The 22322-nt window shown below is 60.7% G+C and carries 16 protein-coding genes; 11 read left to right on the top strand and 5 right to left on the bottom strand.

Going from position 1 to position 22322, the window contains the following annotated elements:
- Positions 1–98: 98 nt before the first annotated feature.
- Together H1B37_RS15255 and H1B37_RS15250 are read right to left on the bottom strand one after the other, a co-directional pair.
- Complete coding sequence (locus H1B37_RS15255) at positions 99–2756, bottom strand: Gldg family protein (RefSeq protein ID WP_182867518.1); 2658 nt, start codon at positions 2754–2756, stop codon at positions 99–101.
- A 34-nt stretch (positions 2757–2790) separates the two neighbouring features.
- Entirely contained in the window at positions 2791–3531 is a 741-nt protein-coding gene (locus H1B37_RS15250; protein WP_182867517.1) for an ABC transporter ATP-binding protein, read from the bottom strand.
- Positions 3532–3946: 415 nt separating this feature from the next.
- Here H1B37_RS15250 and H1B37_RS15245 point away from each other — a divergent pair, with 415 nt between their 5' ends.
- Positions 3947–4222: a hypothetical protein gene (locus tag H1B37_RS15245; protein ID WP_182867516.1), complete on the top strand. Its 276-nt coding sequence runs from the start codon at positions 3947–3949 to the stop codon at positions 4220–4222.
- Between the two features lie 556 nt (positions 4223–4778).
- On the opposite strand, the gene H1B37_RS15240 is transcribed toward H1B37_RS15245, so the two are convergent.
- On the bottom strand, positions 4779–6134 hold the full coding sequence (locus H1B37_RS15240) for a sigma-54-dependent transcriptional regulator (RefSeq protein ID WP_182867515.1): 1356 nt from the start codon (positions 6132–6134) through the stop codon (positions 4779–4781).
- A gap of 345 nt (positions 6135–6479) precedes the next feature.
- On the opposite strand from H1B37_RS15240, the gene H1B37_RS15235 reads away from it, so the two are divergent.
- The 6 genes from H1B37_RS15235 (at position 6480) to H1B37_RS15210 (ending at position 14481) form a co-directional block, all read left to right on the top strand.
- Positions 6480–6986, top strand: a complete 507-nt coding sequence (locus H1B37_RS15235) for a hypothetical protein (protein WP_182867514.1) — start codon at positions 6480–6482, stop codon at positions 6984–6986.
- 396 nt (positions 6987–7382) lie between these two features.
- A complete protein-coding gene (locus tag H1B37_RS15230; protein ID WP_182867513.1) occupies positions 7383–8240 on the top strand; it encodes an alpha/beta hydrolase in 858 nt (285 codons plus the stop codon).
- Between the two features lie 396 nt (positions 8241–8636).
- Complete coding sequence (locus H1B37_RS15225; RefSeq protein ID WP_182867512.1) at positions 8637–10628, top strand: ATP-binding protein; 1992 nt, start codon at positions 8637–8639, stop codon at positions 10626–10628.
- A 3-nt stretch (positions 10629–10631) separates the two neighbouring features.
- Positions 10632–11102 carry a response regulator gene (locus H1B37_RS15220; protein ID WP_182867511.1) on the top strand — a complete coding sequence of 157 codons (471 nt, stop codon included), beginning with the start codon at positions 10632–10634 and terminating at the stop codon, positions 11100–11102.
- A 166-nt stretch (positions 11103–11268) separates the two neighbouring features.
- Positions 11269–12657, top strand: a complete 1389-nt coding sequence (locus H1B37_RS15215) for a glycerophosphodiester phosphodiesterase (RefSeq protein ID WP_182867510.1) — start codon at positions 11269–11271, stop codon at positions 12655–12657.
- 369 nt (positions 12658–13026) lie between these two features.
- Positions 13027–14481 (top strand): protein kinase domain-containing protein, encoded by a 1455-nt coding sequence (locus H1B37_RS15210; protein ID WP_182867509.1) that lies wholly within the window; start codon positions 13027–13029, stop codon positions 14479–14481.
- Between the two features lie 267 nt (positions 14482–14748).
- Here the strand turns inward: H1B37_RS15210 and H1B37_RS15205 are convergent, their stop codons facing one another.
- On the bottom strand, positions 14749–15684 hold the full coding sequence (locus tag H1B37_RS15205) for a CBS domain-containing protein (protein ID WP_182867508.1): 936 nt from the start codon (positions 15682–15684) through the stop codon (positions 14749–14751).
- A gap of 429 nt (positions 15685–16113) precedes the next feature.
- Between H1B37_RS15205 and H1B37_RS15200 the strand changes: the two genes are divergently transcribed.
- The 3 genes from H1B37_RS15200 to H1B37_RS15190 all read left to right on the top strand — a co-directional run bounded on the left by H1B37_RS15200 (position 16114) and on the right by H1B37_RS15190 (position 19630).
- Positions 16114–16698, top strand: coding sequence for a YceI family protein (locus H1B37_RS15200; RefSeq protein ID WP_182867507.1), 585 nt, complete (start codon positions 16114–16116; stop codon positions 16696–16698).
- Between the two features lie 3 nt (positions 16699–16701).
- Positions 16702–17667 (top strand): hypothetical protein, encoded by a 966-nt coding sequence (locus tag H1B37_RS15195; protein ID WP_182867506.1) that lies wholly within the window; start codon positions 16702–16704, stop codon positions 17665–17667.
- A 919-nt stretch (positions 17668–18586) separates the two neighbouring features.
- Positions 18587–19630 (top strand): DUF1559 domain-containing protein, encoded by a 1044-nt coding sequence (locus H1B37_RS15190; protein ID WP_182867505.1) that lies wholly within the window; start codon positions 18587–18589, stop codon positions 19628–19630.
- A 200-nt stretch (positions 19631–19830) separates the two neighbouring features.
- Here the strand turns inward: H1B37_RS15190 and mtnA are convergent, their stop codons facing one another.
- Positions 19831–20862, bottom strand: a complete 1032-nt coding sequence (gene mtnA, locus H1B37_RS15185; protein ID WP_182867504.1) for an S-methyl-5-thioribose-1-phosphate isomerase — start codon at positions 20860–20862, stop codon at positions 19831–19833.
- A 186-nt stretch (positions 20863–21048) separates the two neighbouring features.
- Between mtnA and H1B37_RS15180 the strand changes: the two genes are divergently transcribed.
- Entirely contained in the window at positions 21049–22320 is a 1272-nt protein-coding gene (locus tag H1B37_RS15180) for a prepilin peptidase (RefSeq protein ID WP_286177781.1), read from the top strand.
- Positions 22321–22322: the final 2 nt, after the last annotated feature.

Below are 22322 nucleotides of genomic sequence, written 5' to 3'. Positions count from 1 at the left end.
GGACGGCGATTCACGGTGTTTCATGGTTAAACTGGTGCTGTCCAGTGATTCGAGGAATGATTTAACATGCAATCTTGGGATCGCCGTTATTCGAACGCTCATGCGGCGTGTTTGCGACGGCGCGAATCGATGACGCTCGTCTGTTCGTCTCGTTTGCGTTGGACAAAGACGAAGGCGCCCAAGGCGAATGCGGGGATGGCCGGAAGACAGACCGACCAGAACCGGATCGTCGACTCCAGCGATTTGATCTGGCGATTGGTGCTCGCGCGGATCTTGCGGATCTCGTCGTTCTTTTGCTGTTCGATCTGGGCTTCCGCCAGCGACAATCGCTTCTGCTCGGCCTGTTGAGCCTGTTCGAGCATCTGCGCTTTGGCGATCGGATCCAGGTCATTGTTCTCCTGAATCTCTTTGACGCGTTTGCCCAATTGCTGGCGACGCAGCTCCAGCTCTTCGTCGGCTTGTTGGTCCGCTTCCCGTTCGGCCTGGTTGGCCGCTTCCAGGAACTGTCGCTTTTGTTGCTCGACACGCACCAGCGTTCGATGAGCCGGTCGTCGGCTGCGGAGTTCGATGAACGAGTCGTCACCGACCAGCGAATCGACGGCATTCAGCACGAAGGTGACGTTGTCGAATTGGGTGCTCAGGTTGCCGAGATTTCGCTCTTCGAAGAAGAAGTCGGAAATCATGTCGACGTCGGCGACGAAGATGGCGTTGACGTTGTGATCATCCGACTCGCGGGTCACGCGGGCGGCCAGCGTGTGCACGGCGGAGTCGATGACTCGAAACGGATTGCGCCGCGGGTTGGCCGTCCCCTGCATCGAAAAGAAGTTGAACCCGCCTTCGTCGACGAACTCTTCCCATTGCAGCACACCGGATTGTTTGCTGGTGTTCAACAGCGGACGAAAATCAAACTCGCCGCCCCGACGCTGCACCCGGCCGGGATACAACGCGATCACTTCCTGTAGCCCCTTGGTCGTTTCGTCATCGGGGTTGAACGATTCGGTGTCGCTGCCGCCGCGGGTCACGAAGACGTATTCGGCCGGCAGCATCGCGAATTCGGGGTGCGGGTTGTTGACGTCAAACACACACGCGTCGTATTGCCAATCGATTCCCAGCGCGTCCAACAACCGAGTCGCTCGGCCGCCATCGGCCTTTTGCTCCGGCGGCGGACCGCCTTGCCCCATGAATCCCGAGTGGGGCGAGCGTTTGGGTTGCCGCGGGGCACCGGTCACGCCGAACCCGTTGCTGCCCAACGACAGCGGGAATGGATCGTCGAACACCAACAGCGGGCTGCCCGATTTGGCATAGTCCACCAGATGATCCATCTCTTCACTGGTCAGCGACGAGGGCATCACGGCCAACAGAACGTCGAACGCGGTGGTGTCGATGGCCGACGACGGCGACACCTCTTGGACGTGGTATTGCTTCTTCAGCTCCTGAACGATCTGCCAATCCCTTGATCCGCCCATCAAGTTGGCATCGGTTCGCAGCACGCCGACGGTATGGCGTTTTTCATTGGCGACGGTTTGGATCGACCGTGTCAGTTCGTATTCAATCGGCAGCCCCTTGCCAAAGAAGGGGACGACGACCTTGTCATAGCTGCTGATGATCACGGCCCCCAAGTAGACGTCGGTCTCGCTGCGGCGACCATCCACCTCCGTCATCACTTGGACCGGTTCGATGCCAAAGTGCTCGGCTTCCTCGGCCTGTTGGCTGAACGGCTGGACGTCGACATAACGCACGTCCAAACTTTTCCCGCCCAGTTCGTCGAACTGTCGCAACAGCCCGACCAACCGCTTTCGTGTTTCGACGTATTCACGCGGGACATCGGGGCTGATGAAGGCCTGGATTTCGATCGGTCGCTCGGTGTCCAACTGGTCCAGGATGTCGTGCGTCGCCGCCGACAGGCTGAACAGTCGTTCGCCGGTGGCATCGACGCGCAACACGCTGTAACCGGCCCAGGTCGTCACACAGGACAACACGACCGCGACGCTGATCGCACGCACCGCATACTGAACTCCGATCGCCGGCTCGCTGCGGGTGTGCCAATGACGCCGAGTCATCAGGGTGTGGTTCAGATACAACATCACGACGGTGAAACCGGCAAAGTACAACAAGGCGGTCAGCGGGATCACGCCCATGCCGAAATCGCGGAACTGTTCTCGCAAGCTGAATCGGTCCAGCAGATCCCCCAGCCCGATCGTGGCGCCGATCTGACCGATGAACACCGGCAACGCACAGATCACGATTCCCAACACGAACGCGACCGTCATGTTGGCCGTCAACATCGACGCCAGCATCCCCGCACTCAACATCGCCGCACCGGCCAGCCAGTATCCGAAGTAGGTCGTTGCGATCAGCCCCCAATCGGGATTGCCCAGGAACATCAAAACGAACACGTGAGCCATGGAGAACACGAGCGCGACACTGTACACCGCGACGACGGACAGGTACTTGCCGATCAAGATTTCCAGTTCGGTCGCCGGCAGCGTGAACAGCAGTTCGTCGGTTCCCGACTTTCGCTCGTCGGCCCAGACACTCATCGTCACCGCGGGAACAAAAAACAGCAGCAACAACGGGTACCACTCGGTCAACTGGTCCAGTGTGGGTTCGTTGCCGGTGAAGAACCTGGCATTGAACGCCAGGGCGCCGCCGAGCACAACGAACACGACGATGAACAGGTAACCGAGGACGCCGGAGAAATAGCCGGCAAAGTTACGTTGAAAGATAGCCCGAATCACTTGTTGTCGAAGTTGCATGGTCGGTTCTCAATCGATTCGCTTCTTTTGGAGGTTAGGCGGCGACGGTCAATTCACGGAACTTTTCTTCCATCGCATCACTGTGCTCGCCGAGTTGGTCAGTCGGTCCGTCGAACACCAACCGCCCCTCGTTGATCATCACCACGCGGCTGCAAACGGCGTGGACTTCTTGCAAGATGTGGGTGGACAACAGCACCGTCTTGGTCTCTCCCAACTCGCCGATCAGCTCGCGGACGCCGTGCACCTGGTTGGGATCCAACCCGCTGGTCGGTTCGTCCAAGATCAATACGTCGGGGTCATGCAACAAGGCTTGCGCCATCCCGACACGCTGACGATAGCCGCGAGAGAGTTTTCCGATCGCTTTCCCCCAGACGTCGTCGAGCGAACATTGGCGGCGGACCCAGCCGAGTCGTTCTTGCAAGCGGTCGGGCGACAACATCCGCGCCTGGCCGACGTAACGGAGGAACCCGTGGGGCGTCATCTCGGAATACAGCGGACCGTTTTCGGGCAGGTAACCCAATCGCTGGGCTGCTTCGATCCGATCTTGGTGCACGTCGTGACCGGCGATTTTTGCCGTCCCCGCGTCGGGCGACAAAAACCCCGTCAGCATCTTCATCGTCGTCGACTTGCCGGCCCCGTTGGGGCCCAGGAAGGCGCAAACCTGGCCGCGGGGGACCTGCAATGAGATGTCCTCCGCCGCGGCAAACTCGCCATAGTACTTGCACAAACCGTCGGCGTGGATCATCCAAGGGAGATCCGTCGGTGCGTCCGCCATGGAGTCGTTTCCTCGTTGCTGGGTAGGGGAAAGGGGGGCAATGCGGTTGCAGGACCGATCGCATGGCAAGCGTCGTGCCAATCGTGCAATTCGCTCGTCACACGCAAATGCGATGCTCGTCGCCGTCGGCACGCCCCGTCACAGGCGACAAACTGTCGTGATCGACCGACAACTTGACGCGGTGAAGCAAGAAGAAACCCCTCCTGCCAGGAGGGTTTCTTTCAAAAATCGCAGGTCTCCTGCCGGGGAGAGTGACTTACTTGGTTAATGGTTCCATCTCTTCACTCGATGCGTCCTGGGCCGAGCAGCGCGGGGAGGCCGGACGCGACGATCGGCACAACGATTGCAACAGGGTCAAAGTCTGCGTCTTCGACTCTCACCCATCTGATGCAAGTTTGTTGGAGGAGAATCAATCGTGAAGGGTATCCCTGCCGTATTGGAACTGGTGGGCATCGATCCGTCGCGTTTTGATGAACTCGATGTCGCTCGCTGTGTGGCCCGGTTGGGCGGATCCATGATCGGACGGCAAATCGTCTTCAGCGACGCGTCACGACTGGACGCGGCGCTCGACGAATTGTTTGCACGCTTTGGCGCCCAAGCGTTCTCCTGTGGCGAGGGCGCGAGCGACCCCGCGTACCTCAAACCCGCGTACCTCGAATCCGAACACCGCCTGGAGGTCTCCCATGCCTGATTGGCCTGAAAACCTGTTGTCACTGACGTTGTTGTCCGGCGGCGTGGTCGCCGCGTTGGGGCTGGTCGCCCTGGTCACCTACATGGCGTTCTTCCAAAAACCATAGGCCCACGATCGCGCGCCACATGTCCGGCGTCCCCTGCTAGCGGGAAGCGTCACGGCCTGTTGATTGATTAGCCCGTAGCACTTAGCAAGGGGCGGGGCAGATCCGCTCGCTCGCGATTCGGGTTCCTGCTGTCCGGTTCTTTCATCGAATACGATTCAATCAACAGGCCAGTCTGCGAGCATCGCGCGCGAACGCTGGGAACATGCGAGGAGGCAGAATGATGATGCAGTCAAACGACGCAAGCTCGCTCAGGCATCGTCGTCCCGATGATGCATGTTCCAATTAACCCATCTCCCATCATTCTGCCCCCCGTCATTCTGCCTCTTCTCTACCGTCATCCTCACACGGGCCGCTCGCTTACGCTTCCCGCTGGCATTTCGCCCCCTCATTCCGCCTTCCATCGTTTTGCCACCATCGTTTTGCCACCCCGCCTCCCGCTGGCAGCCTCCGCTACGCTTCCAGTTCGTACTCTTTCAGCTTGCGTTGCAAGGTCCGCACGCTGATCCCCAGCAGCTCGGCGGATTGGGTGCGGTGGCCGCCGGTGTGTTCCAGGGTTCTTCGGATCGCTTCGCGTTCGATTTCGGCCAGCGTCATGCCGGGTTGGATGATCGCCTGCGCCGACTCGGCGCCGACGATGTGGGGCGGCAGGTGTTTTTCATCGATGATTTCATCCAGCGTCAACACGATGATGCCCTCGAGCGTGTTGCGCAGTTCGCGGACGTTGCCGGGCCACTTGTACGCCTTCATCGCCTCGAGCGCCGCGGCGGAAATGTCGCGCACCGGGCGCTCGTTTTCGGCGGAGAGCTGGTCGATAAAGTGCCGGATCAACAGCGGAATGTCGTCCTTGCGCTCGCGCAGCGGGGGCAGCGTCAATTCGACCACCTTGAGTCGGAAATACAGGTCCTCGCGGAACTCCTTGGCTTGGACCTGTTGCAGCAGTTCACGGTTAGTTGCGGCGACCAGCCGCACATCGACGTCGATCTCCTTGGACCCGCCGATCGGCATCACCGTGCGGTTCTCTAGCGCCCGCAACAGCTTCGCCTGCAGCGCGAGGTCCAGTTCGCCGATTTCGTCGATGAACAGCGTGCCGCCGGCGGCGGTTTCGAACAGTCCCTTGCGGTCGGAGGTGGCACCGGTGAAGGCACCTTTTTTGTGACCGAACAACTCGCTTTCGACCAATGATTCCGGCAACGCGGCACAGTTGACCGGGATCAGCGGCTTGTCGGCGCGACGGCTGAGTCGATGGATCGAGCGCGCGACCAGTTCCTTGCCCGTGCCGCTCTCGCCGGTGATCAACACCGTGCTCCTGGTGTCGGCGACCAGGCGGATTTTTTCGAACAGGGCGCGGATACTGGCGCTGGTCCCGATCATGTTGTCCAGACCGCGTTGCTTGGTCAGTTGGGACTGCAGGGCCGCGATTTGTTCGGCCATCGCACGGCGGCGGAGCGAGGATTCGATCCTCTCGGTCAGCTCGTTCAGATTCACCGGCTTGGGGATGAAGTCATCGGCGCCGGCTTTCAATGCCGCGACGGCCGCGTCAACGCTTTCGACACCCGAAACGACAATCACGATCGCGTGCGGCGCCCGCTTCTTGGCGATCTCCAGCAGCTCCAGCCCATCCGTCTTGGACATCCTCAAATCGGTGATGATCACCGCCACGCCCTCACCGATCAACTCCGCGGCCGACTCGCCGTCGGGGACCGCGACCGGGTTGTAGCCGCGGCGGCCGAGCCACTGGGCCATCGAGTCGCGGCTGCCGGGGTCATCATCGACGATCAGGATTTTCCAGGCTCGTGATTCAGTCATGGTGGGGCGTGACAGGGACTTCCTTGGGGAGGGGCCATCGGCACTGGCGGGATCATCCGCCAACGTTGCTACGCCGGCACCCGGCCGCCAGTTCGCCGGACATTTTGTCAGGTCGGCCGAAAGCCGTGTCGCCAATTTGACGTGATTTGCCGGCGCAGCAAGCATCGATTTTTCCCGCCGGAGTCCTCGCGTGGAATCGGCATAGAAGTTGCCTCCCAAAGTACGACGTTCCTTCCGGGTCGTCGCCACAAATTCCAAGCGAACGTTGGTGTCGCATCTTGAGGCGACTCCCGGTCGCTGTATTTCGGGGACCGTCATCCAGCCCTTCCACACGCCAATCGAACCATGTCCAAATCAAACGGGACAAAACGCCCTTCCAACCATCGGTTTCCGGCATTGCAAGAAAGGTCGCTTGAAGAGGGACGCAGCGAGCGGGTGCGGATTTTAATGGCCAGTCATCGGGCGGAGGCCTGTTTGACAGCGCCGGCGCCGGGGCGTGAGTCGGATTGGAGGGACAGCGTGTACCGGGCGCTGACGTTGTTGCGGGCCTCGATGGGCGAGGCGAGTGAGCGTGGGGAGTCGGCGGGCGGTTTGATCGCGGAGTTGAAGGTCAAGGGCGGTAAATACTATCACCGCGTGGATCGGCTGCAGCAGGAATTTGACGAGATGGTTCGGCGTTGCGAGGCGACGATCGAGCACTTGCGCTGCGAGGGCGAAGGCGAATCAATCGACTATGCCGATATCCGCCAGCGCGTCACCTGGTTGTTGACCTCGCTCAAGCACCACCAAGCCCGAGAGGCCGACCTGGTCTACGAAGCCCACGGCCTGGACCTCAGCATCGGCGACCACTAACAAGTGTAGAGCCGTTGTCCTCAACTGCTCCCCTCAAGATTCTCAGAATCGCCGATTCCAATGCCAATGGTTCGCGGCAAAACGATCCATGAGCAACCCCAGCGGGACGCATCCGGCCTATTGATGAACCCCGATCAGTCATCAGATCAGCCGCGAACGAACGGGCCTTGTTAGACAACGAAACCACACCAGGGCCGTAGGCTCACGCCCAATAGCCCCTCCTTTATGAGCCGACGGCGCTAGCGGCGGGCCTTGGATGCCCTTCGAGCCTTGTAAGGCCCTTCGCTGCGGACATCGGATCGTGCTTGCACATTACAATGGTCTTCGTTCCATTGAAGCCGGCCGGTTGGTACGAGTCCGCCGGTGTTTTGTTGACTCTTACGGGATGACCCTCCGATGCGACAGTCGTGGTTGGTGCTTGGAATGGCGGTTTGCTTATTGACCAGATCAGCGGTGTGCGGCGAAGTCACGATCACGCCCGATGTGGTCTATGGCCACAAGTCGGGGATGGCGCTGACGATGGACGTGTTCACTCCGACCGAAAATGCCAACGGGGCGGGCGTCCTGTTCATGGTCAGCGGTGGGTGGTATTCCAGCTGGCGGCCGCCGGAACAACAACAGCAGCGTTTCAAACCGCTGACCGACAAGGGGTTCACGGTGTTTGCCGTTCGCCACGGCAGCAGCCCCAAGTTCTCGATCCCCGAAGCGATCGCGGATGTGCGCCGCAGCGTTCGTTTCGTGCGTGCCCACGCGGACCGATTCCAGATCGATGCCGACCGGCTGGGCGTGTATGGCTACAGTGCCGGTGGGCATTTGTCGTTGATGCTGGGCACGGCGTCCGAGGAAGGGGATCCGACCGCGAAGGATCCGCTGGACCGGGTCTCCGATCGCGTCGCCGCGGTCGTCGCTTTCGTCGCGCCGACCGATTTGCGGATCATGGTCAAGGACGCGCCGGATCGGCTGCAGGCCTACAACCGCTTCCCCGCCTTGGACCTGGACCTGGAAAACGCGGCGTCCGCGTCACCGCTGGTCCATGTCACTCCCGATGATCCGCCGACGCTGTTGATCGCCGGCGACCAAGACGACTTGGTCCCGATCCAGCACAGTCGCAACATCCAGGCCGCGTTCGAGAAAGCCGACGTGACCAGCCGCTTGATCGAAGTGGCGGGCGCCGGCCACGGTTTTCAAGGGGAAGACGCGCGGCGGTCGACCGAATCGATGGTGGACTGGTTTGTGATGCAACTGGCTCCGTAGTGGCAGGGAACTTACATGGGAGTGGTGGAAGAGGTGGCAGAATGATACGGGGCAAAACGATGGGGGAGAAATGCCAGCGGGAAGCGTGACGGCCTGTTGATCTAATCAGCCGCACGGCACTAGCCGCGGTTCTCGCCGCCGCAAAACCGGGGCTAGCGCCCATCGGCTAATCGTTAGCTGTTTCATTTCGACTAAATCAACAGGCCGGTGAGCGAGCGGCCCGTGCAGGGATGTCGTACGTCAGAGGGATGGTAGAATGAGAGGGATGTGTTTTGAATCGCGCGGTCTTGGGTCGCGTGGGCAGGTCGGACCGACGGCGACTTGGCGAGAGGGTACAATCAGGGGGTGTAAGGATGACTCATAAGGTCCACGTCCCACTCCCCGGTTGCCTCCATCATGAGCGGTCCCCGCAGCGGCTCGGTCGATCCAGCCCCCCAGACGGCCGAACTGGTCGGGACGCTGTGGATCATCTTGATCGCCAGCCTGGCCGTGCACATGTTTTCGCTGTTTGCGGCACGGTGGTGGTTCGCGGAGTTGCGGTGGGCGCAAACGCCATTCCATTCGACCGTGGAGATGGCCGGGGCGATCGTGGCGATGGGCGTGGCCTGGATGCTATTGTCACTGGAACGGCTGAATGCAGGCACCAGCTACAACATCTGGATCGCATCGGCATTGGTCGGCATGGGCATCCTGGACGGCATGCATGGGATGGTTCCTCCCGATGAAACCTTTGTCTGGCTGCACTCGTTGGCGACGTTGGTCGGCGGATTGCTGTTCGCGATGGTGTGGCTGCCACCGCACTGGCAACACCGTGTCCGCGCCTGGCCCTGGATCGTCCTGGTCGTCTCACTGATCCTGGGGCTGGGGTCGATCCTGTTGGGCGACCGGGTTCCCGCGATGACCGAAGGCGGGCGGTTCACACCGCTGGCGTTGCAGATGAACATCTTCGGCGGCCTGCTGATGTTTTCCGCAACGGCGCGGATGGTGTTGACCTATCGGGCCACCGGCAATTCAGACGACCTGTTGTTTTGTCTGCATTGTGGGTTGTTCGGCGCCGCGGCGATCATGTTTCGGGAATCCAGGCTCTGGGATTTGCCCTGGTGGGGCTGGCACTTCTTGCGGCTGATGGCCTACGGCGTGGCGCTCTGGTTTGTGGTCAAGACGGACGCCCGCACGGCCAAGGCGTTGCGACGCCGCGCGGCCGACCAGGCGCGGGTCCAGGCGTTCAAGGAGAACGCGGACCAGCTGGAACAGGCCAACGCGAAACTGCGGCGTGAACAACACCTGATCAATTCACTGGTCAACACCATCCCCGACGCCGTGTTCTTCAAGGACCGACAAGGACGCATCATTCGCGCCAACGAGTCGATGGCCAAGGACGCCGGGTTCAACAGCGCCGAAGAACTGATCGGCAAGACGGACGATCAGATCTGGTCGGGGGACCTGCATGCCCAAACCGCCACCGACGAACAAAGGATCTTGGAAACGGGGGAACCGATCGTCAACAAGGAGGAAATGCCGATCCGCGAGGGCGGCCAGCCGCGCTGGGTGCTGGTCACCAAGATGCCGCTCTACGACGAAGACGGCCAGATCATGGGCGTGTTCGGCGTCGCCCGCGACATCACCGAAATCAAGCTGCAAGAATTCGAGCGTGAGCGACAGGCCGAGGCACTGGCCAAGGCCAAGGAGGCGCTGGAACGCAGCAACACCGACCTGCAACAATTCGCCTACGTCGCCTCGCACGACCTGCAGGAACCGCTGCGCGCCGTCGCCGGACATTGCCAGCTGCTGGAAATGGCCCTGGCCGACCAAGCCGACGACCGAGTCAAAATGTTTTTGCACCACGCGGTCGACGGCGCCAAACGGATGCAGGAACTGATCAACAACCTGCTTGATTACTCGCGGGTGGAATCGCGCGGCCGGGAGATGGTCGCGACCGACGTCAACGGCGTCGTCGATGACGCGATGAAGAATCTGGCCGTTGCGATCGACGAGCATAACGCGGTGATCCAATCGGGCGACTTGCCGACCGTCAACGGCGATCGCGACCAATTGGTCCAGCTGTTTCAGAATCTGATCGGCAACGCGATCAAGTTTTGCGGTGACAAGACACCGGAGATTCAAATTGAAGCCGTTCGGGAACAGGACGAGCGCGAAAGCGACCACTGGCTGTTTTCCATTTCCGACAACGGCATCGGGCTTGAACGCGAGTATCAAGAGCGAATTTTCGTCATTTTCCAGCGGCTTCACGCGCGGAGCCACTATCCTGGGACCGGCCTGGGACTCGCCATCGCCAAACGGATTGTCGAACGCCATTCCGGCCGGATTTGGGTCGATTCTCAACCCGGCGTCGGCAGCACGTTCTATTTCACCCTTCCACCGGCATAGTTCATGTCCGAATCCGAATTCGAGAGTCCTATCGACCAGAAACGCAAGATCGAAGTGTTGTTGGTCGAGGACAGTCCCAGTGACGCGATGTTGACGATCGAAGCACTTCGTGAAGGTTGTGTGACCGAATCGTTACACCATGTGGAAGATGGCGTCGAAGCTCTGGCGTACCTGCGGCGTTCGGGACAATATGCCAACGCCCCACGGCCCGACGTCGTCTTGTTGGACTTGAACATGCCGCGTAAAAATGGCCACGAAGTCCTCCAGGAAATCCGCGCCGATGACGCGTTGCAGTTTCTACCGGTGATCATGCTGACGACCTCTGACGATGAGCAGGATGTGCTGAAAGCCTATGGCGAAAACGTCAATTGCTACATCACCAAGCCGGTCGATCTGAATGCGTTCGTGCGGGCGATGCGATCCCTCGGCGACTTTTGGCTCAAATGGGTCACCCCGCCGCCTCCCACGGCCTAGTATTCCGTCTCGCCCAAACATTTGGGCAACTAGGAGTGGACGAGGCGAGGAGTCCTCGCCGCTGGCCATCCGAATGGACTCGTCGCCTCGTCCACTACCCGAATATCAAGCACTCCGGCGGCAAAAAAATTCCCGCGTTCCTCTCTCACCAAAGAGTCCCCTCCCGATGCCTTTGCGGCTTTTCATCCTGCTGAATCTCCTGATCGCGCTGGTGACACCCTTGACCGGCCAAAACACACCCTCCGAAATCGAATCGTTTGACACAGGCGGCGGCTTACCGCCGGGATGGTCGGTGGTGGCCGGTGACTGGAAACCGGCCAACGGAAAACTGGTGGTCCGTTCGCTGGACTCGGACAGCTACCTGACGTTCGGCGATCCGTCGTGGCGGAATTACCAGATCGAAGCCGAGGTGACGTTCTTGGAAGTCCGCGAATCGTCGCGTTGGCTTTCCTTGTTGGTGCGTGCATCCAGAGACGGCCAAACGCCTTGGTCACAGGTGCCGATCCGGTTTGACGCGACGCGTAAAAATGGGGTGGAGTTTGCCGTTCGAACGGCGGCCGATCAGTGGAGTGTCCGCCAGGTGGCCGCAGCAACTTCACCGTGCCGGATCAACCAACCGCGACGATTGCGGGTGACGGTCCGAGACAGCTTGGTCGAAGCGTACTTGGACGGCCAAAAGGTGCTCCAAAGCCATTACTGTGTCGACCGCACGCAGGGCTGTGTCGGGCTTGGCGCCAGCGGGTGCGTCGCCAGTTTCGATGACGTCTCGGTGCGCTTGCTTCCCGAGGACAGCAACAACGTGACGCCGCCGCCGAGTGGTGCGTGCGAGATCGTTGCCCATCGTGGGTATTCGGCCATCGCCCCGGAAAATACCTTGGCCGCCATCGACGAAGCGATCCGGGCCGGCGCCCAGGGATGCGAGTTCGACGTCTATCGATGCGGCGACGGAAGCGTGGTGTTGATGCACGACAAAACGGTCGATCGCACCACCGATGGCAAGGGACGCGTCATCGAACTGAGTCTAGAACAATTGCGCCAGCTGGACGCCGGATCATGGAAGGACAAGCGGTTTGCCGGGGAGCCCGTCCCGACCTTGAAGGAGGCGCTTGAACGGCTACGTGGAACCAATTGCCAACCGGTCATCGAAATCAAAATGGATGGCATTTCGCGACAGGTGATCGACGATGTCCGCGCCCTTGGCATGGTCGACCAGGTGGCGGTGATCGCGTTCAGCAAGACGGTGGTGCAAGAGATCCGCGCGCTCGAACCGGATCTGACATGCGCGTGGCTGTACGGCAAGACGGTGTCCGGGACGCCAAAGCAGCAAGCGGATTTTTTGCAATCCCAAGCCCGCCAGTGCAACGCGACGATCGTGGATTTGAACTACAAGCTCCTTTCGCCGGGGCTGGTCGCGGAACTCAAGCGACGCGGGCTGGGCGTTTGGACTTGGACCGTCAATGAAGCCGCCGTGATGCAAGCCCTGCACCGCTGGGGCGTGGACAGCATCACGACCGATCGGCCGAGCTTGATGACGGTCGAATCGGCCGGACGTTGATTCCGTTTGACTTTTTTGCGTCGCCACGCGATGAAGTGGACGAGGCGACGAGTCCATCCGCTCCGCAACAGTCGCCGAAAGCGAAGCGTTCCCCCCGCCGACCTCGGAGAGGACGGCGACTGTTCCGGGGGAAGGCCGAAAGCCTTGCCGGCTTCCGCTACGAATTGCTTGGAGCGGGAAAAAACGTGTTTTCTCGCTCCGACTCGCTCGTCGTCCAGGGCCAACAGGCGATCGGCGGGGTAAAAAAAGAACGGGAACAGTTATTGCAGAGTGGGTGCAACCACCACCGGAGGACTGATATACTAACGTTTCAGGCTTGTCCGCGATTGGGGCGTCGCACTTTTCAAATTCTCGCAATGATTGCCAGCGATGTGTAGCCCGCATCAAGAAACGTCGACCATCATTCCCGTGTCCGGGATGAGTGACGAACATCTGGCGGCAACCCAGCACACCCACTGTGACAAGCTTCAGTTGTTCTTGAAACGCTTGGAGGCATCGGGGACGTTCGATAGCGAACAGCTGCAGTTGATCGAAAACGAATACACGTCGCTGTGGCACGCGGAGGAATCGTTCGACCACATTGCGTTGCTTCAGCCCGGTGATCAAATCGAGCAGTTTGTGATCGATCAACAACTCGGTTGCGGCGGCGAAGCACACGTGTTTCGGGCTCACGAATCGGAAACGGGTCGCGTCGTGGCGATCAAAGTGCTGCACAACGCGCACACCAGCGAGCGATTCCACCGCGAAATGAAAATGGTGCAGCAGGTGGCGCACCCGAACATCGTCACCGCGTATGAGGTCGGCGAGATTCACGGCATGCCGTTCATCGCGATGGAATTGGTGCCTGGCCCCGATCTGAACGCGTTGGTTTATGACAACGGCCCGATTCATTGGCGGCAGGCGTCAGCGTACATTCTGCAAGTCGTCCGTGCGCTCTCTCATGCCCATTGCCGTGAACTGGTGCACCGGGACATCAAACCGGGCAACATCATGCTCAACGGCGACGATCAGGTAAAACTGCTTGATCTGGGGCTGGCGGCGATGCGTCTGAATTCGGAAAACGAAGAAACCCACTCGATCCACTTGACGCGTGAGACACAGATCGCCGGGACGTTGCCCTACATGGCTCCCGAACAAGCCCGAAGCCTTTCCAAGGCCGACGTCCGATCGGACATTTTCAGTCTGGGCGCCACTTGGTTTTATCTGTTGACGGGAAAGACGCGAGTGCGGGGCAAAACATTCTCGCGACAGTACAAGAACCTGGTGGCGAAACGCCGCTTTCGAGAGATTCCCGAAGACGGCTTGCCGCCGAATCTGCACCAGGTTTATTCGAAGATGGTTGCCTATGATCGCCGTCAGCGCTACCAGAGTTGCGAGGAGCTGGAGCGTGACCTGAGCCAGGCAATGTCGGAGTTGGGGCAGACGGTCACGACCAAACAGCTCAGTGTGTTGATCGTCGAAGACAGTCAATCGGACATGTTGCTGGCGGTCGAGTTATTGAAGATGGCCAACGACAGTGTGATGATTCACCAGGCGACCGATCTGGCTGAAGGGATCAGTTTGCACCGTGAGAATGAGGTCGACTTGGTTTTCTTGGACCTGACACTTCCCGACAGCGCGGGCGTCGCGACGGTCGAGCGTTTCCATGCCGAAGACCCCGACGTGCCGATCGTGGTGCTGACCGGGTTGTCCGATGAACAAACTGCCCAGGCCTGTGTCGCGGCCGGCGCCAGCGACTTTATCCCCAAAGACAATCTGACCGCCCACAAACTGGAACGAGTGATTTTCGTGACCTTCAGTCGCCACGCCGCCTCGGGCGATTAAGGCAGGACGCACGCTGGTGTTTCGCCTTCAGGCGATTTTCTGTCGCTGCGAGGGACATCGATTCAATTGCTGCAGGATTTGGCAACCGACTGAGATTCTCTCCCTCCGAGAGAGACGGCGTTTGCGCAGCAAGCAAACGCCAGAGAGGGCCCGTGCTACGAAAGGCTTTGCGACTTCCGCTACGATCAAATTCGTCACCGATACAATTGACGTCCCAAGCAGCGAACGACCGCCCGGAAGGGCCGTCGTACGGTGAGTAGCGAGCGATTAACGCATCGACGGGGGCAGCGAGTCGGCCAGCGGGCTCAAATACAGTGGGCTGGCCTTGTGGCGTTCCGGATCGGGACGGAGCAGATCGGCGGCCGCTTCCAACAAGTCGCGTCGACTGATTTGACCGACTAACCTGCCGCCGCTGACGATCGGCACCCGCCGGTAAGGCGAATTGAGGAACAGCTGTGCGATTTGCAGGATGTCCGCGTTGGGGCCCAGCGTCAGTGCGGCGGTGTCGGCAAATTCGCCGACTTGCTGCTCCCGAGCCGACTGTTTGACCGAGTCACTGGCGCCGCCACGGCGAATCCGATCGGCAACCTCGACCGCGATCCGGTGCTGGGCCCGCAAGACGTCGCGGCGGCTGACCTGGCCAGCCAGTCTTTCCCCGTGCAGGATGGGCAGCCGTCGGTACGGCGTCTGTTCGAACTTTTCCGCGACGTCGTGCAAGCAGTCGTTTTCGTCAATGATCCGGTTGCGATCCAGGTTCATATAGGACCCGACGCTGGTCCCGGGCACCTGGTCGTAAATCGCAGCGACCAACACCCGCATGGCCGTCTTTTCGGAAAAGATCCCCAGGAAGTTGCCCCGCTCGTCGACAACCGGGGCACCCGAAATGCGCTTGCTGAGGATGTGATCGATGGATTGAAAGACATCGTCGTCGCGGGACAGCGTGATCAAGTCGCGCTTCATGAACTCGCGGACCTTGGGCGCACTGATGCCCAATTCGAGTGCCGCGGCCATCGGGCCGCTCATCGCCCGCATACAGGCCTTTTCGCTAAACACACCGATGTATTGGCCTTGATCGTCCACCACCGGGGCCCCGGAGATGTTGTCTCGCAACAGCCTCGCGACGCCATCAAGCACCTTGGTGTGCGGGGAGAGCGTGACCAATCGGCGACGCATGAAATCCTGGGCCACTTTCACTTCATTCATCTCAAGTCTCTCACTGATTGAAGAATTGTCCTAAGTCCTCGATAGACGCTTGGGTTGAACACGCCCGTTCAGATCCCGAAGCCCACCCCCCGCAGTCGTCGGTCCCTCCCCTGCCAATGCAGCCGGTCGAAAAAGTCATCACAACGCCGCCGAACGAGCGTTGCTAGATAAGGCCCCCTGCAATAACTATAACGGCTGCACCGCCCGGATGCGACATTCTGTCAACTTGACGCCATTTTTTTGGCCCCTCGCCCCCGCGGGGACAGACCCCGCCGGGACAGCCCCCGGGCTCCCGACCGAGGATCGACGAACGAAAGACGGCGCGCCCGCTCAGGGAGGGCGGCGGTTCTGGTATACAGTTGGGACCCCCGCGGGCTGCGTGTGCGGCGCGCGATCCGATTTCGATTTTTGCGCTGGAAAGAACAACTGATGCGACACAACTTTTTGACCTTGGTTCTCGGGCTCCTGGTCGGCACCTGGAGCGGTGCGGGTGGCCCGTCGGCCCATGCGGCTGACGTCTACGACTATGACGGCGTGCATTCTTCGGTCAGTTTCAAAGCGAGGCACTTGGACATTAGCTGGATCCATGGCCGATTCAACGAGGTCTCGGGAACGTTCTCCCTGGATCGCCAGGATCCGTCAAAGTCCACCTTCGCGCTGACGATCAAGGCCGACAGCATCGACACGGCCAACAAGGCCCGCGATGAGCACCTGCGTCAGCCCGATTACTTCGACACGAAACAATTCCCCACGATCGAATTTCGCAGCACCAGCGTCAAACCGATCGACGGTGGTTACGAGGTGACGGGGGACTTCACCATGCATGGCACCACCAATCAGATCACACTCGTCTTGATGGGCGGGAAGGAGCATGATTTCAAGAAGGTCAAACGGGTCGCGTTCTCCACGGAGCTTTCGCTCAAACGCAGCGATTACGGTTTTGACGCGCGCGCGATTGGCCCGATCGGCGATACGGCGTTGATCATGATTGACTGCGAGGGCGTTCGCGAATAACTGATGCCAGATCCGATCCTGTACGCCCGGGCGATCCTAGCCGCCCTGATCGCCAGCGTTGTGATTGCCACGGCATTGATCTGGCCGCGGCGATCTGCGACGTCGGCCTGGATCAACGCGGCGTCCGGCATCGCGATCGGAATCGGCTTGATCGCGGGGTTGTGGGTCGGATCGGTTCACGTGTCGGTGCCGCCGACGACCGCGCTCGATCGGATGCTCCTCGTCATTCTGCCGGCGGTGCTGTTGGTCGAATGGACCGCAGCACTGCCGCGTGTGGCCACCGGCTTCGTCTGGCTGTTGCGGATCAGCTTGGTGTTGCTGGTCCCACGCATTTTGTTGCACGGTTCGGTTTACTTGACCGCCCCCGATGAATGGACGGCCTGGCAATCCGCGATCACGATCGGCCTGTGCTGGGCATTGCTGTCAATTTGTTGGGGGGGACTGCTGACGTTGGCCCGTCGCAGCCCTGGGATCTCGCCCCCCGTCAGTCTTTGTCTGTCCCTGCAAGCTGCCGCCGCAACGGTGATGATGGCGGGCTATCTCAAAGGCGGTGAGGCGGCGATGCCGATCACCGCCGCGTTGTTGGGAACGACGATCATGGTTGGGGCAGTCCACCGCCGCCGACACGGGCCGGTCAACGGACGGCTATTGATGGTTCCGCCTGTTTTGATCGGCGTCGGCGTGATCGGCCTGTTCGGGATCTTGTTCATCGGCCACTTTTTCGGACGCGTGACCGGCGGCCGAGCCCTGGCGATCGGTGTTGCGCCCCTGCTGGTTTGGGTCGCTGAGCTGCGGCCGTTGAAACGGCAACGGCCGTGGATTGTCGGCTGCATTCGGCTCGCTCTGGTTTCGATCCCACTGCTGGTCACCCTGGCGCTGGCCAAACGCGATTACGACCGCGATCTGGCACCGCTGGTCGTGATGAACTCGGTGGAGGTTCCCGCCGAGTCGGCACTCGGCTCGCCGTGACCGCCTGGTTCTGCCCATTCTCAAGTCGAGCCCCAGTCATCTGGGGACAGCCCCAGTCATCTGGGGACAGCCCCCGGACTCCCTCGACCTCGGGCTCCTGCCGGATTTGGTTCGCCCGGGAGGAGGGAGGAGAAGGTCAGCGCCCCCCCCGCGGATAGCTGGGCGTCCCCACGGATGTGACACGGCGTGGGATCCGTCGGACGCGCTACCATCCGTGGGCAAAAACGTTCTCAGGACTGTCCAGGGACAGGACTGTCCAGGGACAGACCCCAGGGTCCCCGGGGACAGACCCCAGGTCCTCGGGGACAGACCCCAGGGTGCTCGGGGACAGACCCCAGGGTGCTCGGGGACAGACCCCAGGGTCCTCGGGGACAGCCCCCAGGGTCCTCGGGGACAGACCCCAGGGTGCTCGGGGACAGACCCCAGGTGCTCGGGGACAGACCCCAGGGTCCTCGGGGACAGACCCCAGGGTCCTCGGGGACAGACCCCAGGGTCCTCGGGGACAGACCCCAGGGTCCTCGGGGACAGACCCCAGGGTGCTCGGGGACAGACCCCAGGGTGCTCGGCGTGCTCTCGCACTTAAATTTTGCCTAGTCTTCCAATTTCGACATTCGTGCGTCAGGTCTCCCGCGATGCGCGGTTCGTTTGGGGCGGTTGAAAGACTCGCTTAGGGCGTTTTGGCGACCGGAAAAACCGGTGGACGGGCGTTGAGGTTTCCGTCAAGTCCGATGGCTTTCCCGATCTGAATCTTTTTTCGCTACTCCGCTTGCAAAAAAGAACACGGCTTTCCAGAATCTTTGTCGAGAACAATTCTCATTAGCGTTAGCTAGTGAACCATTCGAGTCGATTTGTCTTCCGCCGTACCACGATGCCGGACCGTCCCTGCCGGGACGGGCGTCCTCCGAGGAGATCTCCCACCATGCCAGCCCCGCGCCCTAGTTTCTTCCTGCCGGTCACCCGCCGGCCCCAACGAAACGCCTTCACCCTGGTGGAGTTGTTGGTCGTGATCGCCATCATCGGCATCCTGGTCGGGCTGTTGCTGCCGGCCGTCCAAGCGGCCCGCGAGGCGGCGCGGCGGATGAGTTGCACCAACAACATGAAGCAGATCATCTTGGCCGTTCACAACTACGAATCGGCGACCAAGCGGCTTCCCCCGGCTTGGACCCGACCGGCGATGACCGGTGACGGCTGGTCGACCCAAGCCAGGATCTTGCCGTATGTCGAAAACATTTCGTTAGCGTCGGCGATCGATTTCGGTGCCGGCTATGGAGCGGCCCGAATCACGGTCGACGGCGAATCGATCAAGGTTTCCAGCTTCCGCGTGCCGGTTTATCTGTGTCCCAGCGATGTCAACGACTTTGAACGCACCGACGACGACGGCAACCCCTATCACTACCCGCTCAGCTACGGATACAACGCCGGCCCCTGGTTTGTGTTCAACCCCAACACGAACGAAACCGGCCCCGGAGCGTTTGCCACCGGCCGCCCGTCGCGGTTTCGAGACGTGTTGGACGGATTGAGCAACACCCTGGGCTTCGGCGAAGTCAAGGCTCGGACACCCTACTACCGTGACGTGGAGATCGCCGGGAAAATTGACATTCCGACCGAACCGGCTGACATTTGTGCCATGGGTGGCAGTTTGAAAACCGACACCGGGCACACCGAATGGGTCGATGGACGCGTCCACCAATCGGGGTTCACGACAACATTTTCCCCCAACCGTAAGGTGCTCTGCACCGACAGCGGTCGCGAATTCGATGTCGACTTTACAAACATCCGCGAAGGCAAGAACACGACGGCGTTGACCCAAGCCGCCGTCACCTCTCGCAGCTATCACCAAGGCGGCGTGAACGTCACGATGATGGACGGTTCGGTTCGCTTCATCACCGATTCGATCAACCTGGAACTGTGGCGAAACCTGTCCACCCGCGCCGGCGGCGAAACCGTGACCGTGCCGGAGTAAACGGCACATGCCGGTTGGATTGACCAATCTGGCGTAGCGGAACTCGCGGAGAGTTTCGATCGCCCTAATCGCAGTCGTGCTGTTGGCGAGCCGAAAGCCTTGGCGGCTTCCGCTACGCATTGTGCTGTTGGCGAGCCGAAAGCCTTGGCGGCTTCCGCTACGGATTGACGAAGCAGGACCGGAAGCCTTGGCGGCTTCCGCTACGCGTTGGCGAAGTGATCGGCGACGGCATCACGCGTCGGTCGGGTGATCACGCCGCGCTGGGTGATGATGGCGGTGACCAATTCGGCCGGGGTGACGTCGAAGGCGGGATTGAGCACGCCGACGGCGTCGGGAACGATGCGGACGCCGTGCGGCGCGGCGATTTCTTCGCGGCCGCGTTGTTCGATCGGGATGTCGTCGCCGCAATCGAGTTCCAAATCGAACGTGTTGGTCGGGGCAGCGACGTAGAACGGCAACCCGTGATGCTTGGCCAACACCGCGACAGGATAGGTTCCGATCTTGTTGGCCACGTCGCCGCGGGCGGTGATCCGGTCGGCCCCGACGATCACGGCTTGGATTTTTCCCTGACGCATCAATGATCCCGACATCGAATCGGTGATCACGGTGACATCGACACCGGCTTGCGAGAGCTCCCAAGCGGTCAAGCGTCCGCCTTGCAACAACGGGCGAGTTTCGTCGGCGAAGACTTTCGGGGCGTCCCCGGTTTGGTGCAAGTGATAGATCGGCGCGAGCGCGGTCCCCCAGGTCGATGTGGCCAAGCCGCCTGCATTGCAATGCGTCAGCACGGTTTCGACGTCGGCCAGCAAGGGGGCGCCGTTGCGTCCGATCGCGTGGCACATCTGGCGGTCTTCCTCGTGAATCCGCGTGGCCTCGGCGACCAACGCGGCCTTCAATTCCCTCTCCGGCGTGGAATCGACGATCTGGCGCATGCGGTCCAGCGCCCAGAACAGATTGACCGCCGTGGGGCGGCTGGTCGCCAAGGATTCGATCGCGTCGATGTACCGAGATCGATCGGGGGTATCGGTTTCATCGGACGGAACGGCCAGGCAAACGCCATAGGCCGCCGCGATGCCGATCGCCGGGGCGCCGCGAACGACCAATCGCCGGATCGCGTCATGCGTCTGTGCGACGGTGGTGCAAACCAGCTCGGTCAATTCCCCCGGCAGCTTGGTTTGGTCGATCAGAATCAAACGGTGGTTTTCGAAGCGGAGTGTTTCGGGGGCGGTCATGAATCGGATGACGACTTGGGAGCGGTGACTGGGAGCGGGTTACTGGGGTTCACCCGAAGGCGAATAGACAGAACAATGTAGACCATGCCTGCGCCGCGGCGAACATGCCTTCAAGATGGCTTCACGGCGGCGAACACGTCCAGCCATCGGATCGATGGGCTTGCCCTACATCACGAGACCGTTTCTTTGATCGCTTTTTGGATAACGCTACCGATCGAGCTGCGATTGATGTTGCTGGCCGTGATCGGAATCGCGCTCGGCGCGGTGGCCAATTGGGCGATCTATCGACTCGCTTGGGACGCACGTTGGATCGGCCCCTGGTCCCCGGCCGACCCGCAAGCACTGCCGCGAAAGTCATCGGATCGAATTCCGATCCTCGGTTGGTTGGGCCTGCGTCGCGAAATCCCCCTGCACGGCAAAGCGTTTTGGGTTCGCCCGATGTTGATCGAGTTGTCGATGGCGATCGGGATCCCGTTGTATTACTGGTTCGTCACGCAGACGGGGATGTTGCTGCCGCCGGCCGATCGCGTTCCGGTGGCGGTCGCCGGGAATGAACCCTGGATGACGGCGGTGTTCGCATCGCACCTGATCTTGATTTCGTTGATGGTGGCGGCGACGTTTATCGATTTCGACGAACAGACGATTCCCGACGAGATCACGATCCCGGGGACGTTGATCGCGTTGGTCGTGGCGTGCCTGGCGCAGAAAGATTCCTTTCTGCCGGCGTTGGATCTGGACGGCGTGCTGGTTCCTGTGGCGTTTTATTTGCCAGCGCCGGCCGCGGATCCGAAGTGGTTCGGGCCGACGGGCTGGTGGACGGGCGTGGGGATTTGGACGATGTGGTGTTTTGCCCTGTCCAATCGCCGGGTGATTCTGCGTCGCGGTCCGCTGAAGGCGTTCGAGTATTTCTTCGCCTCGCTGGTTCGCAACAAGCCTTACAACCCGTGGAAGCGGTTGCTGGCGATGTGGTTGATCGGTGCGGTGATCATCCGCATCATCTTCGGCGTCGCCGGCGATGTGTGGATCGGATTGTTGACGGCGTTGATCGGACTGGGGGTCGGCGGCGGGGTGGTTTGGGCGATTCGGATCGTCGGCAGCGTCGCGATGCGTCGCGAGGCGATGGGATTCGGCGACGTGACGTTGATGGCAATGATCGGCGCGTTCATCGGCTGGCAGGGGGCGGTGATGTCGTTTTTTCTGGCCCCGATCGCGGCGATCGCGATCGTATTGGTGTATTTCATCATCACCCGCAATTCGGAGATCCCGTTCGGTCCCTACCTGTGTGCGGGGACGTTACTTTCCGTTTTTGGGTGGGATCGGCTGGTCAATGGGTGGTTCTTGGGCAATCTGGCGATCCTGGGACCATTTATGCTTTGGCTGTTTCTTGCCCTTACGGGTATCATGGGAGTGATGCTTTATTTCTGGCGGGTCACAAAGGAGACGCTGTTCGGTGAATGAGA

Origin of the sequence: Stieleria mannarensis, assembly GCF_014154935.1 — a bacterium.
Classification (GTDB): Bacteria; Planctomycetota; Planctomycetia; order Pirellulales; family Pirellulaceae; genus Stieleria; species Stieleria mannarensis.
Note: the sequence above shows the minus strand (reverse complement) of the source record. Positions and strands in the feature narration are given on the sequence as shown.

What these genes read in the sequence shown, in the direction of transcription:
- H1B37_RS15255 (WP_182867518.1), bottom strand. Translation starts at nt 2,756, where the DNA reads ATGCAACTTCGACAACAAGTGATTCGGGCTATCTTTCAACGTAACTTT.
- H1B37_RS15250 (WP_182867517.1), bottom strand. Translation starts at nt 3,531, where the DNA reads ATGGCGGACGCACCGACGGATCTCCCTTGGATGATCCACGCCGACGGT.
- H1B37_RS15240 (WP_182867515.1), bottom strand. Translation starts at nt 6,134, where the DNA reads ATGACTGAATCACGAGCCTGGAAAATCCTGATCGTCGATGATGACCCC.
- H1B37_RS15235 (WP_182867514.1), top strand. Translation starts at nt 6,480, where the DNA reads ATGTCCAAATCAAACGGGACAAAACGCCCTTCCAACCATCGGTTTCCG.
- H1B37_RS15230 (WP_182867513.1), top strand. Translation starts at nt 7,383, where the DNA reads ATGCGACAGTCGTGGTTGGTGCTTGGAATGGCGGTTTGCTTATTGACC.
- H1B37_RS15225 (WP_182867512.1), top strand. Translation starts at nt 8,637, where the DNA reads ATGAGCGGTCCCCGCAGCGGCTCGGTCGATCCAGCCCCCCAGACGGCC.
- H1B37_RS15220 (WP_182867511.1), top strand. Translation starts at nt 10,632, where the DNA reads ATGTCCGAATCCGAATTCGAGAGTCCTATCGACCAGAAACGCAAGATC.
- H1B37_RS15215 (WP_182867510.1), top strand. Translation starts at nt 11,269, where the DNA reads ATGCCTTTGCGGCTTTTCATCCTGCTGAATCTCCTGATCGCGCTGGTG.
- H1B37_RS15210 (WP_182867509.1), top strand. Translation starts at nt 13,027, where the DNA reads ATGTGTAGCCCGCATCAAGAAACGTCGACCATCATTCCCGTGTCCGGG.
- H1B37_RS15205 (WP_182867508.1), bottom strand. Translation starts at nt 15,684, where the DNA reads ATGAATGAAGTGAAAGTGGCCCAGGATTTCATGCGTCGCCGATTGGTC.
- H1B37_RS15200 (WP_182867507.1), top strand. Translation starts at nt 16,114, where the DNA reads ATGCGACACAACTTTTTGACCTTGGTTCTCGGGCTCCTGGTCGGCACC.
- H1B37_RS15195 (WP_182867506.1), top strand. Translation starts at nt 16,702, where the DNA reads ATGCCAGATCCGATCCTGTACGCCCGGGCGATCCTAGCCGCCCTGATC.
- H1B37_RS15190 (WP_182867505.1), top strand. Translation starts at nt 18,587, where the DNA reads ATGCCAGCCCCGCGCCCTAGTTTCTTCCTGCCGGTCACCCGCCGGCCC.
- mtnA (WP_182867504.1), bottom strand. Translation starts at nt 20,862, where the DNA reads ATGACCGCCCCCGAAACACTCCGCTTCGAAAACCACCGTTTGATTCTG.